The organism is Winogradskyella sp. (assembly GCF_965228925.1).
GTDB lineage: Bacteria > Bacteroidota > Bacteroidia > Flavobacteriales > Flavobacteriaceae > Winogradskyella.
Genome location: NZ_OZ245845.1, coordinates 3,722,852 through 3,736,153, shown reverse-complemented (window position 1 = coordinate 3,736,153; position 13,302 = coordinate 3,722,852). Strand labels below are relative to the sequence as shown.

The 13,302-nt window shown below is 38.3% G+C and carries 12 protein-coding genes; 9 read left to right on the top strand and 3 right to left on the bottom strand.

The features are described from left to right. Positions 1-22 precede the first annotated feature (22 nt). The 4 genes from ACO052_RS15455 to ACO052_RS15440 all read left to right on the top strand — a co-directional run bounded on the left by ACO052_RS15455 (position 23) and on the right by ACO052_RS15440 (position 3,396). Positions 23-790, top strand: coding sequence for a hypothetical protein (locus ACO052_RS15455; protein ID WP_422104690.1), 768 nt, complete (start codon positions 23-25; stop codon positions 788-790). A gap of 182 nt (positions 791-972) precedes the next feature. Further along, a complete protein-coding gene (locus ACO052_RS15450; RefSeq protein ID WP_422104689.1) occupies positions 973-1,638 on the top strand; it encodes a DUF1826 domain-containing protein in 666 nt (221 codons plus the stop codon). A 94-nt stretch (positions 1,639-1,732) separates the two neighbouring features. Further along, entirely contained in the window at positions 1,733-2,146 is a 414-nt protein-coding gene (locus tag ACO052_RS15445) for a phosphoribosyl-AMP cyclohydrolase (RefSeq protein ID WP_422104688.1), read from the top strand. A gap of 29 nt (positions 2,147-2,175) precedes the next feature. After that, positions 2,176-3,396, top strand: a complete 1,221-nt coding sequence (locus ACO052_RS15440; RefSeq protein ID WP_422104687.1) for a GTP-binding protein — start codon at positions 2,176-2,178, stop codon at positions 3,394-3,396. A gap of 69 nt (positions 3,397-3,465) precedes the next feature. Here the strand turns inward: ACO052_RS15440 and ACO052_RS15435 are convergent, their stop codons facing one another. Continuing rightward, positions 3,466-4,506, bottom strand: coding sequence for a GMP reductase (locus ACO052_RS15435; RefSeq protein WP_422108070.1), 1,041 nt, complete (start codon positions 4,504-4,506; stop codon positions 3,466-3,468). Positions 4,507-4,624: 118 nt separating this feature from the next. Between ACO052_RS15435 and ACO052_RS15430 the strand changes: the two genes are divergently transcribed. The 3 genes from ACO052_RS15430 to ACO052_RS15420 all read left to right on the top strand — a co-directional run bounded on the left by ACO052_RS15430 (position 4,625) and on the right by ACO052_RS15420 (position 7,483). Then, positions 4,625-5,185 carry a Crp/Fnr family transcriptional regulator gene (locus ACO052_RS15430; protein WP_422104686.1) on the top strand — a complete coding sequence of 187 codons (561 nt, stop codon included), beginning with the start codon at positions 4,625-4,627 and terminating at the stop codon, positions 5,183-5,185. 88 nt (positions 5,186-5,273) lie between these two features. After that, positions 5,274-6,053: an SDR family NAD(P)-dependent oxidoreductase gene (locus ACO052_RS15425; RefSeq protein ID WP_422104685.1), complete on the top strand. Its 780-nt coding sequence runs from the start codon at positions 5,274-5,276 to the stop codon at positions 6,051-6,053. Positions 6,054-6,082: 29 nt separating this feature from the next. Continuing rightward, the gene (locus ACO052_RS15420) at positions 6,083-7,483 is read left to right on the top strand and encodes an aldehyde dehydrogenase (RefSeq protein ID WP_422104684.1); all 1,401 of its coding nucleotides are present in this window, start codon (positions 6,083-6,085) and stop codon (positions 7,481-7,483) included. A 135-nt stretch (positions 7,484-7,618) separates the two neighbouring features. On the opposite strand, the gene ACO052_RS15415 is transcribed toward ACO052_RS15420, so the two are convergent. Beyond that, positions 7,619-7,999 carry a Rid family detoxifying hydrolase gene (locus tag ACO052_RS15415; RefSeq protein ID WP_422104683.1) on the bottom strand — a complete coding sequence of 127 codons (381 nt, stop codon included), beginning with the start codon at positions 7,997-7,999 and terminating at the stop codon, positions 7,619-7,621. Positions 8,000-8,270: 271 nt separating this feature from the next. Next, positions 8,271-11,072 carry a putative LPS assembly protein LptD gene (locus tag ACO052_RS15410; protein WP_422104682.1) on the bottom strand — a complete coding sequence of 934 codons (2,802 nt, stop codon included), beginning with the start codon at positions 11,070-11,072 and terminating at the stop codon, positions 8,271-8,273. A 110-nt stretch (positions 11,073-11,182) separates the two neighbouring features. Between ACO052_RS15410 and ACO052_RS15405 the strand changes: the two genes are divergently transcribed. After that, entirely contained in the window at positions 11,183-12,286 is a 1,104-nt protein-coding gene (locus ACO052_RS15405) for an N-acetylmuramoyl-L-alanine amidase (protein WP_422104681.1), read from the top strand. A 68-nt stretch (positions 12,287-12,354) separates the two neighbouring features. Then, positions 12,355-13,296, top strand: a complete 942-nt coding sequence (locus tag ACO052_RS15400) for an MlaD family protein (protein ID WP_422104680.1) — start codon at positions 12,355-12,357, stop codon at positions 13,294-13,296. The last annotated feature ends 6 nt before the right edge of the window (positions 13,297-13,302 follow it).

Genomic DNA, 13,302 nt, shown 5'->3' with positions numbered 1-13,302 from the left:
AGGATTTTTTGTTTTAATGATAATGAAACATGGCTTAGTCTTATTAATCGTTTTGGGTTTGTTCTCTTGTGCTGAAGAACAACCAACGTCACTACAAGCTTTAAAAATAAATAATGTCGATAATATTCCGTTTTTAATGATTGAAATGGAAATAGATTCAGTGTTTGAAATCGTCACCTACGGAAGATATTCAAGTGCTAATGTGAACGATACAGTAAATCGTTATGTGCCCCGAGGTAACAATACCATAAACCTGAGACATAAGAGCTTTATGTGCTGCGATAATGACTATCAGTACGATTCCTTAGGCATATTAAAAAATAGTTCCGTTTTTACGGATTATGAGACAAATTACAGTTTCAGTTACAAAAGAGGTGCCAATACCATTACCGTAACTGAAACGGGGACTTATAATGATTCCTATACCCATATTTACACCTTAGAAAACGAACGGATTATAGCTAAATCGTCAACCCACAATATAGATGAAGATTATTCTCAAGAAGTCAGGTATTTCTATAATTCAGAGGGACAATTGATCAAAAGACATAGCGAAGCCAAAAACGCTCCAAACGACGAATTTGATTATGAAGTCATGCTAAAAGCATATGCATGGCATGATAGCACACTTTATGAAACAAGCTTAAAGCAGTTTTATAATGATGGTCAAGATTTTTACGAGACCAAAACTAAATTTGATGCCGATGGATTTCCGGCGTCACGAACGATAATGCAAAATAAAGACACCATCTGTAAGACTATTTTGATTAAAATTCACACTACAAAGTAATAGCAATAGGTTTTATTGGCTTTAGTAATGCATAACTGCTTTTGCCCATCTATATAATTATCATCTTATAAAATTATTGCAACTAAGTTGCAATAAGAAATAAATACTTAGATTTGCAATAGACTAGCCTTAACAATGTGCCATGGGTCCATTTTATAAGGATGACGCAAAACCAAGTAGCGATGATTTCATTACAAAGCCTTATTGGCACCAAGAAACGATTCCAAGATTTCAGTTCTGAAACAGCTCAAAATTGGGTAGAAGGGACAAGGCCTAAAATACTGGAAGATATTCACCAAAAGCATGTGAATATAACGGTTTACAACAGAGATATTTATCCCTTAAAAAAAGAGATCAGCAGCCTAGTGAAATGCGATATTACATTCGACTCGCGCGGGACATTAGATGTCATTTTGAAGGAATTGACGATTCAAATTAAAGGTGATGAAAACATACTGATGATGCAAGACATTCAAAACCTCTTACAGCACTTCAAAGCCATAACGAAGGCCAAACGTTTTCGATTGTTTTTGGCCACCATAGACACCAATATGTGCAGAAAATTCCATATGGACTTTAATGTGTTACGGATGCTTTGCACCTATAGTGGTCCCGGTACCTTATGGCTTACAGAAGATAATATTGATCGAGAAGCATTGGAAGCTTATGGTAGCAATGCATGCATTGTCATTGATCAGAACCGCATAAAACAAGCCAAAACAGGTTCCGTAGTCGTTCTAAAGGGCGCTAAATATTCAAAAAAAATGAAGAATGGAGCCGTACATCGTAGTCCAACCATTGAAGAACGAAGTGAAAAACGATTACTGCTCCGAATCGATATGATTTAAGCTTTAAATTTTTAAAACACATGCATAAATATGAGATGATCGGAAAAACTATAGGTCATCACTGCAAAATATATGACATTAAAGACTTACGATAATGATATCAGAAGCACTAATTGAATTAGAAGAAGGATTAGAACTAAATCCTCAGTTTGCCAAACGTCAAGGAATTCTCCCGGTAGCAGTTCAAGAAACTGCTACAGGTCAACTTCTCATGCTTGCTTCCGTCAATAAAGAGGCCTTGTCAAAAACCTTAAAAACAAAGATGGCCACTTTTTGGAGTACCTCACGCAATGCCCTATGGACAAAAGGCGAAACCTCCGAGGATATGCTTAAGGTCGATAAAATTTTAATCGACTGTGACCAAGATGCCCTCGTATATCAGGTGACACTCCTAGGTGAAGGTGTATGCCATACCTATGATGCCCAAGGTAAACATCGCAAGGCCTGTTTTTACAGAGAAATTGATCTAGAACATCAGCGCCTTAAATTCATTAAAAACATGCAATAACAAAAATTATAATTCGCTAAACCATAGCTATGATTACAGAAAAAAAACTTCCCGTCACGGTTCTAAGTGGTTTTCTTGGAGCAGGAAAGACCACCTTACTTAACCATGTGTTACACAATAAAGAAGGCTTAAAAGTTGCCGTTATCGTCAATGATATGAGCGAAGTCAATGTTGATGCCGAATTAGTGAAAAACGAAAATACCTTATCGCGCACAGAAGAGAAATTGGTAGAAATGAGCAATGGTTGTATTTGCTGTACCCTGCGTGAAGATTTAATGGTCGAAGTGGAGCGTTTGGCAAAAGAAAATCGCTTCGATTATTTGCTGATTGAAAGTACAGGCATAAGCGAGCCCGTGCCTGTGGCTCAGACCTTTACTTTTGTGGATGAAGACAACGGTATTGACCTCTCTCGCTTTAGTTATATTGATACAATGGTAACTGTTGTAGACGCTTTCAATTTCTTTAATGATTTTGGAAGTCCAGAGCGCTTAATGGACAGACAACTTACGGATATGGATGGAGACTATCGTACTATCGCGGATCTGTTAACCGATCAAGTGGAGTTTGCCAATGTCATTATTTTAAACAAAGCGGATTTAGTCACTGCCGAACGTCTCAAAACCTTAAAAGGCGCTATTCGCACATTAAATCCTTCTGCGCGAATTATCGAATCGACTTACAGCCAGGTCGCCCCAGAAGCCATTCTTAACACTGGACTTTTTGACTTTGATGAAGCGCAACAAAGTGCTGGTTGGCTTGAGGAACTTCAAAAGGATGAGCATACTCCCGAAACTGAGGAATACGGTATATCCTCTTTTGTGTTTAAGTCACGAAAGCCTTTAGACCCAGAACGCTTTCTAAGCTTTGCGGAACAATTTCCAAATACCGTTATTAGAAGTAAAGGACTATTCTGGTTGGCGTCTCGCCCAGATCAAGCCATGATATGGGGTCAGGCTGGGGGATCTTTAAAAGCACATAGTGCCGGAGTATGGTGGAGCAGTATGCCAATTAAAAAGCGCATACAATATCCCATGTATATGGAAAACCAAGACATCATTGAAGAACGATGGGACAAAACCTTTGGCGATAGAAAAAATGAAATTGTATTTATAGGACAGAACATGGATAAAGAAAAAATTATATCCGATCTTAATGCTTGTTTATCCACTGAGGAAGAATTAGCAACGTTTCAATGGAAACTCGGTTACGAAGATCGATGGTCGTCTATCCAAAGAATATATAATTCATAGTATATGGACATACTAATGACAAGAAAGTATAAAAGCAGCATGAAGTAGGATTCGAATGCTTTTTTCTGTCTAAGAACTATACACCTGATTTTCCTGTTCAGCCACACGTATAAACGTCGTGCGTTTGGTCAGCTCTTTTAGTCGTCGCGCACCAACATAGGTACAGGTACTTCGCAGTCCTCCTAAAATATCCTGGAGTGTTTCTTTAACAGCACCGCGATAGGGTACTTCGACCGTTTTGCCTTCACTGGCCCTATAATCAGCAACACCACCGACATGCTTTTCCATCGCCGTTGTGGAGCTCATACCGTAAAACTGTTTGTAGCGCTCACCATTTTTGGTAATTAAATCACCACCACTTTCGGTATGACCTGCCAACATACCGCCGAGCATCACGAAATCAGCCCCAGCTCCAAAAGCCTTGGCAATATCGCCTGGCGTAGCACAACCGCCATCACTAATAATCTGTCCACCGAGGCCATGCGCGGCATCCGCACATTCTATGATGGCCGATAATTGTGGATAGCCAACACCAGTTTTGACACGTGTGGTACAAACACTACCAGGCCCAATACCGACTTTGACAATATCTGCGCCTGATAAAAGCAATTGCTCAACCATTTCACCAGTGACCACATTCCCTGCGATAATAACCTTATCAGGGTAGGCCTCGCGTGTTGCCTGTACAAATTCAGCAAAATACTCCGAATAGCCATTGGCGACATCAATACAGATGAATTTTAAAATAGGGTGGGCTTTAAGAACGGCTTCGAGCTTATTAGAATCCTCTATACTGGTGCCGGTACTAATCGCTATATGGTTTTCAATGCCGCTTGGTGCTTGGTTTAAAAACACACGCCATTGCTCTAAAGTATAGTGTTTGTGTATCGCCGTAAAGAGCTTATGTTCCGCAAGGGCAAGGGCCATTTCAAAGGTGCCAACAGTATCCATATTAGCGGCCATAATAGGGACGCCTTGCCAAGAAGTTTTGCTATTCAAGAACCTAAAATTGCGTTCTAAAGTGACTTCCGATCGACTTTTTAAGGTGGATCGTTTTGGACGAATCATAACATCTTTAAACCCTAACTTTAAATCATTTTCTATACGCATCTCTAAATAGACTTTGGTGATACTCAAAAATAGGAGTTCTTAAAAAGAAGCCATACAAAAAGTATGAGTATATTACATGAAATTTATTAACAACTGGTTAAAAAATAAACGCGCTTTAATGATTAAATCCAATACATACATAAAAGCAGAAGACTTGTTTGAGTGGAATATCAATCTCAAACTCGGTTTAACGACCAGCACCCAAAAAAAAGGGGAACTGTTTTTAGAAGAGGGGCAACGATGCGATTACTTCTACTATATCTTAAAGGGATTTGTTCGCCTGTATTATTTAGATGTTGAAGGTAATGAAGTGACGCATTGGTTTTCGGCAGAAGATTCTATGGTCACCTCACCTTTTAGCTTTTTTAAAAAAGAAAAAAACATTCTTTATTTCGAAGCACTAGAGGATACCGAGCTATTATTAATAAGCAATGAGCAATTAGACAAGATTATGTCGCAATCCAAGTCTACCCAAAAGGCATACCGGCACTTATTAGCCGAATTTGCAATGGTCTTAAGTCGTAGAATTATGAGTATTCATACAGAAACTGCCGAAGACAGGTATCTAAAGCTCATGAGAGAACATCCTCTAATTTTTCAAAAAGCAAAACTGTCTCATATCGCCTCTTTTTTAGGAATTACACCGCAAAGTTTAAGCAGAGTCAGAAAAAATATTTAGGCTTTTTCGTTTTTTACCATAGGGTAAATTTAAGCACTTTAATGCTCTATAATTTTGTGATATCATTTTAATCATAAATTTTATCACGATGAAAAAAGTAGCATTAATTACAGGAGCAGCAAGCGGAATAGGAAAAGAATTTTCTAAAATACACGCTAAAAAAGGCGGCGACATTGTGGCCGTGGATATGAACGCTGAAGGATTAAAAACCCTAAAAAGCGAATTGGAAAAAGCCTATGGTATCGAAGTGTATACCATAGAAAAAAATCTTACACAATTGTCTGCCGCACATGAAATTCACCATGAAGTTTTAGTTCATAATATTCAAGTAGACTACCTCATTAACAATGCAGGTTTTGGCGGTGTGGGTGCATTTCACGAAAGAGACTGGGCCATTGACTTGGCCATGATACAAGTCAACGTTATTGCCTTAACAGCATTAACACGAGCGTTTTTACCAGATTTCATAGCAAGAGATTCAGGAAGCATATTAAATGTTTCCTCAACAGTAAGTTTAGTTCCCGGGCCATACCAGGCCGTGTATTTTGCAACAAAGGCCTATGTTACATCGTTCAATAGATCATTATACGGCGAATTGAGTGAAACGGGCGTTTCATCTACTGCCTTATTACCCGGAGCGACGAAGACTGCTTTTGGCGACCACTCTGGAATGAACAAAACAGCCATCTATAAAAAACCTGCTAGTGCAGCAGAAGTTGCTTTAGAGGGATACAAGGCTATGGAGCAAGGCGAAGTAGAGGTTATCGCCGGTCTAGGCTGGGATCAACGCATGGAATTAAAATTCATCCCCTTCCTATCCTCTGAATCCTTAATCAAAAGAATGAAAAAACAATCCGTGGAACACTAATTATAGATCATTTAAAAACATCAGAAATCATGAATGCAACAATAGAAAACCCAGAAATCACTTTCGAAGAGCAAGTACAACAACTCGTGGCGAACCAACGCACTTATTTTAAAAGCAATGCAACGCGATCCGCAGAATTTAGATTAGCGCAGTTAAAGAAACTAAAAACTTTATTACTTGAGTATGAAGATCAAATGCACGAAGCCATTTTTAAAGACTTCGGAAAGTCCAAATACGAAAATCAGCTCACAGAATTTTTCCCACTAATTGATGAAATCAATATTTCAATTAAGAACCTGAAAAAATGGATGCAACACAAACGTGTTAAGACCAATTTACTCAATTTCCCTGCAAAGAGTTATTTGGTACCCGAACCTTTAGGAGTAACATTGGTTATAGGGGCTTGGAATTTTCCGTATAACTTATCCCTTACACCACTTGTAGGTTCAATGGCAGCAGGAAACACCACGATTTTAAAGCCCAGCGAACTTCCCGTGGAAACCAGTAAAATAATGGCGAAAATCATTAATGAAAATTTCGATCCAAATTACTTACACGTCGTTGAAGGCGCTATTCCAGAAACTACGGCACTGCTTAAGCAACGCTACGATAAGATATTTTTTACAGGTAGTCCAATGGTTGGTAAAATAGTGAATAGAGCAGCTGCAGAACACTTAACAAATGTGACCTTGGAATTAGGTGGAAAAAATCCGGTGATATTCCATAAGGATGCCGCTTTAAAAACAGGAGTAAAGCGTATGATTTGGTCAAAGTTTGTAAATTCAGGCCAGCTTTGTATTGCGCCAGACTATGCCCTTGTGCATAAAGATGTAAAGGATGAATTTTTGAATTTGGCTGTAGCTGAAATTGAGAAAGCCAATTTTTCTGAAGCGAACAATAATTTCGTACAAATTATTAACGAACGCAATTTTGATAGAGTTGTCAGCTTAATTAACCCTGATAAAGTGCACTATGGTGGCACATACAATAAAGAAGACAGACGGATTAACCCTACAATCTTAAATAACGTAAGTCTTGATGATGCCGTGATGCAAGAGGAAATTTTTGGTCCAATACTTCCTGTTATTGAGTATGAAACTATGGACGAAGCGTTCGAAATAATTAAAAGTATCGAAAAACCGTTGGCAGCATATTTATTTTCAGATAGTAACCTAATAAAAGAACGCTTTTTAAACGAAATTCCTTTTGGAAGTGGTGGCATCAATGATTGTGTCATGCAAGTTACCAATCCTAATATCCCATTTGGAGGTGTAGGTAATAGCGGAATGGGACGCTATCATGGAAAATATAGTTTTGAGTGTTTTTCGCATTTTAAAGGTGTTCTTGATAAACCAACAGTTATTGAAACAAATCTTAAATACTATGGATATAGCGAAAAACAACTAAAAGTCATTAAAGCATTAGGTTAAATACAATGTCTAATAAGATGCAAAAATAGTAACGGTTTGAGCAATTCCTCAAACCGTTTTTTATCAAACTAAATAATATCTTCGATGAGATGATATAGTTTGCAAGGCCCATAAGTGAACCCAGTAAAAGAACTACTATTTAATTGCAACCATACTAATCTCTACATTCACAAACTTAGGCAGATTGGCTACTTCAACCGTTTCTCTGGCAGGAGCAGTGGCTTCATCGAAGTATTCGCCATAAACATTATTGATTCTGGAAAAATGCTTCATGTTACTAATAAAAATTGACGTCTTTACGACGTTTTCAAAAGTCATATCAGCTGCCGCTAGGACTGCTTTCATGTTTTCCATGACTTGTTTGGTTTCAGCTTCAATATATTCTGTAACCAGTTCCATAGTTTCTGGATCTAAGGCAATTTGTCCAGAAGTATAAAGCGTATTCCCAATTAAAACGGCTTGGTTGTAAGGACCAATAGGAGCGGGGGCGTTCGGTGTGTTGATGATCTGTTTCATAGTTGTGCGTAGTTATTTGAATATGGATAATGTACCCAAAAGTCGGTAATTCAAGTGATTTTTCAGAATAGAATACTGAAAAACTTTAACCTGTTCTGGGCATTTCGACAGACTCGATACAGATTCTATCGAAATGATGCTCTTTGAAATATATATAGGTTCTTTAAAACAAATGCATATGGTCAGTTCGAGTGAATTTTACACTTAAAAAGTGTAAAATTATTACTTCGGCAGGCTCAGCAGAACTATCGAGAATCAGGTTTGATTCCTACTAGTTCCCCAATTGACGGTCTGGCTGACGACGCTGATCGTACTTTAAGTCTTTCAACAGATTAGACTTAATACCGATGAAGAAATTCCAAGAGGTATTGACTCCAATTGGCACCCAAGTAAAGTTCATACGCCAACTCAACAAATCACGTTCAAAGCGCAATTGGGTAAAGGTAAACCCTTGATTGAGGAAATCATAACCTGAAGAGACCCCAATAGACCAGCGCGGCGATATTTCCACATCCCCAGAAAACATCAAGGAGTTGGATGTAATCTGATCTTGCCTACGCGTATTGGTATAATTGGCAGCATAAGCTAGCCGTAAACTCCAAGGCATTTTATAATTATAAAACGTATTGTCTTCTGGCTCTTCCTTGTCTTTGTCCTTAGCCCTATCTGATAGCCGCTGGTCGGCAAAATCCTGAGAGACCCCAAATAAATCATCGGTCCTAGCATTAGCAGTAGCTGCACGCCGTTCGGCTTCCTGATCCGTTTCTTCGTCTGTTTCCTTACCGGAGAAAGTATCGTTATTTAAGGAATAGCTGATATTGAGGTTTGCTGAGGTGAGACGGAATAAACTACCGCCGTTATCAACATTAAAAGTATTAATAACGTTATTGTTACTGTCTAAGGCATAGGGATTTAAGGTCATACCAAAGTTAATATTCATCTTTTTATTTAAAATCTGTGTATTACCAGTGATTCTAACAGGACTCCAATTTAACGAATCGGCAGCAAGGTCATACGCCGTGGAGAAATTGAGGTTATTAAGTAAAAAGATCTTTTTGGGTTCTGTTTCGGTAGAATCCTTAGAACGTACTTTAGCTTCAAAATTATTTCCAATATTAAGACCGACGTTACTGGAAAAACGATTGCCAGGAGCGCCAAATAATGAGTTTTCAAAACGTGTATATTCCACTTGGTCGGTCGTGGTACCATCTGCATCGATGACATCATAGGTTTCGTAATATTGGTCAAATGCTGGGCTAATACTGTAACTAATGGAGGGTCGCATAACATGCCTTATAGCCTGTATCTTGGGATCTTTACCTTCTTTTTTGAAGTCGTACATACCGTATAGGGTGGTCCCTAAACTCGCCCCAAAATTATAGGTCAAAAAGCGGTCAAAACCATTGATATCGATAGGCTCTGACGTTTCTCCCTCAAAAATATTAGTCCGTCGGATGGTTTTTAAAGTCCAAGTTTCTTCAAAATTAGCATTGACACTCGCACTAAAATGGTTAAAGAGCTTAAAGTTGGTGGTCACAGGAATGGAGTGTCGCATGCCGGCAATAGCATCATCGAACATTTCAGATTTTCCGAATAAAGAGTCCACCGTACTGATGCGATATTCGCCTCGGGTATTGACTTGAAAGTTGACATTGTGAATAGCCCCTTTCTTCACACCAGATTTGGGTGCAAATGGAAATACTCTGGTCATAGAGGCCTGCATGGTTGGTAAGGTCAAATTGATAGCCTCTGTATTTGTATTCTGGTTATGTGTGGCCGTTAAACTCAAGTTGACCTGTGGTTCACCCTGAAAGGTTTTGGAATACGATACTGAAGATGCTAGTGTGTTTGTCAGTGTATTTGCTAGATTAACTTGGTTAATGGACTGTCGGAAAAACTGACTACTACCCAAGTTGATCGAAGCCGAAAATCGAGAGCTGGGATTAGCTTTTGAATCTTGGCTATGAGACCACCTAATATTGTAAATCGTACTTTGACTAAAATCGGGAAAACCACGTTCGCTATTCAATAGATTTTCATAGCGAAACCCAAAATTGCCGCGGTATTTATAGCGCACAGCATAATTGCTCTCTAACCGCAAGCCATAACTACCATTGGTATAGTAGTCGCCTAGAATCGCTAAATCCACATAATCGCTTATGGCCAAATAGTAACCACCATTTTGCAAAAAATAGCCCCTATCATTACCCGTGTCTTCACCAAAGGATGGGAAAATAATACCCGAGGTTTGTTTTTTGGACATTGGGAAATAGGCAAAAGGAATGGCAATAGGTGTAGGGACATTATAAATATACATTTGACTCATGCCCGTCACAATCTTTTTGTTAGGAACAATTTTAGCCCGGTTCATGAGGATATAATATTCCGGATCCTCAAGATTTTCAGAGGTGGTAAATTTCCCTCTCGATATAAAATACACCGAATCATTTTCGCGTTTGGTACGTTCTGCAATGACAGTACCGCCGCTTTGTTCGGTCACCGAATTAAAAATGATGGCCTTTTTCGAATTGGTATTGAAAATTATAGAGTCGGGTTCTATGACATTGGCACCCTGCGTAAAAACCGGTTTTTGTGAATAGCCTGTAGAATCCTTAATTCGTCCGGCATAGACCAAGTTTTTGCTGTAGTCTATGACAATAACGCCAGAGGTAATCTCCATATCTTCGTAGAGTACCTGCGCTTCATTATAAAGTCGAATCTCTGACTTTTTTTGGTTAATAGCTACATAATCCTTGGCCTTATAGGTCACGATATCTTTTAGAAAGCCCTCTTCCTTTACAGAATCTTGTTGGGTAGAATCGACTTGTTTGGTATTTACAGGTTGATTTAATAGCGAATCAATAGCCACCTTAGCCGTGTCTTTTGCTACAATTGTGGTATCTGCTTTTTGCTTAGGCGGAATACTTGTATTGGGTTTTGGTAATTCTTGTGCAAAGCTAAAAGTGTTAATAAACACTGTAAAACTCAAGGTAAAAAGTATGTGTAGGCTATTTGTACGCAATCCTTTTAGATGTATTTTTGTAAAAGTATGGCTCGGTTTTTGAAACGCCAAAAGTACAGATATTTTTTTGTGATTATCACATTAAAGTTCTAAAGTTAAAAAATACAGTACGGCTTGCTATGGCATGTAATAATACGAGTTCAGCAACCGTTAAATTAAATATGCAAACGAGACGAAAATATATAATAGTATCAATAGTTCTTACTTTTATCACTTCTTTAACATGCTTTACAGGTTTGCAAGCACAAGAGGAGCAATTTGTAGTGGTTATAGATGCAGGGCATGGAGGTAAAGATTCTGGTGCAGCAAAGAATGGTTATAAAGAAAAGGAAATTGCCTTAGATGTCGTTTTGGCCTTGGGGAAGATGCTTGAGAAAACAGATGATGTAAAAGTCATTTATACCCGTAAAACGGACAAATTCATTGAGCTTTGGAAACGTGCCGATATCGCCAATAAAGCCGATGCGGATTTATTCGTGTCTGTTCATTGTAATTCCGTAAACAATCCAAATCCTTATGGGACAGAAACATGGGTGCTAGGAGAGAATAATTCAGCGCGCAATTTTGAATTCGCTAAACGCGAAAATGAAGTCATTTTCTTAGAGGATAACTACGAAGAAAACTATGCGGGTTTCGATCCTAGTTCACCCGAATCTGAGATTGCATTAACCATAGAGCAAGAGGTTTATGTGGAGCAAAGTGTTATACTGGCTCGTAAAATAGAAGACAATTTTATTAATAAGGCTAAACGAAAAAGTCGTGGCCTAAAGCAGCATAGTCTTTTGGTGATTAGAAACACATACATGCCTAGCGTATTGGTAGAACTCGGCTTTATTAGCAATAAAAGAGAAGGGAAGTTTTTAAATTCTAAAGCAGGACAAAGTAAAATGGCCACTGCCCTAAAGGAGGCTATTTTGTCGTATAAGACAGAAATAGATCAAAATGTAGGGCATAGTATTTTGGGTACAGATACCCCAACAGTCGAAACTGTAGAAGATGTATCCTTGGTTTATGAAGACATCACTTTTAAGGTGCAGATTGCGGCGAGTTCTAGAGATTTAGAGCCAAAATCCTATAACTTTAATGGCTTATCCGAACTGAGTAAGGAAAAAGTAGGATCGCTTTATAAATACTATTATGGCAATACTTCAGATCTTAACGAAGCACGACAACTTCAGGAGGAGGCCAAATTAAAAGGGTATGCCTCAAGCTTCGTGGTTGCTTATAAAGACGGAAAGCGAATCGACATGTCGAAGCTTCGATAAGTAGCACTAATTAGAAACATTATTAATAAATTTATACTTAATTTTGTTTTTCATCAAATCGCAACCCATTGAAAATATCTAGAGAAGTTAAAACCGCAGTATTAGTATTATCTGGTATTGCCCTTTTTATATATCTGTTTTCCTATTTAAAAGGAGAGGATTTATTTTCGAACACCAATATCTACTATACCGAATTCGACTACAATGCACTTAGTGCTTCATCTTCGGTCACCGTTAAAGGAAATAAGGTTGGTAAGGTCGAAGATATTAGGTATGATTTTGAAACCGGGAAAACACGTGTATCCTTCTCGGTAAGCCCTAAACTTAAATTCTCCAAAAATAGTGTGATTCGTTTATACGAAACGGGAATCATGGGGGGCAATGCCCTCGCCATTATTAATGTTAATGATGGTGATATTGCTAAGCCGGGTGATTTTATCGCTTCAGAAGTTAAACCGGGACTAATCACCTCTTTAAAAAGTAATTTTACAGGAATTAGCTCAGATTTAGATAGTACCATTCGCTCTGCGGATACCTTAATGACTAATCTTAATAAATTAGTCGTTGACGAATCGGAAGAAGGGATAAAAAGTACCATAGCCGAATTGAATGGTACCTTGAAGGCGTTTAAGAATTTGTCCTATTCCATTCAAGGAGTGTTAAAGGATAATGATGCAAAAATTGCCACGATTCTGGAAAATTTTGAAAAAACGAGCAAGGATCTAAGCGAATTATCAGCAGAGTTAAAGCAGGTTGACTTGACAAAAACAGTCGACAACCTTAACAAAACGCTTACAGGCATACAAGACATTATGGCGAGTATTGATAATAGCGAAGGCACTATTGGTAAGCTATTAAATGACGACAGCTTGTACAATAACCTTGAAGCCGCGTCGAAGGAAATGGAATTATTGCTCTTGGATATTAAGCTGCACCCTGCAAGATATAGACGTATTTTATCGAAAAAGGAAATTCCATACCAGCCACCAACTGAAGACCAAAAGAATTAATCAACC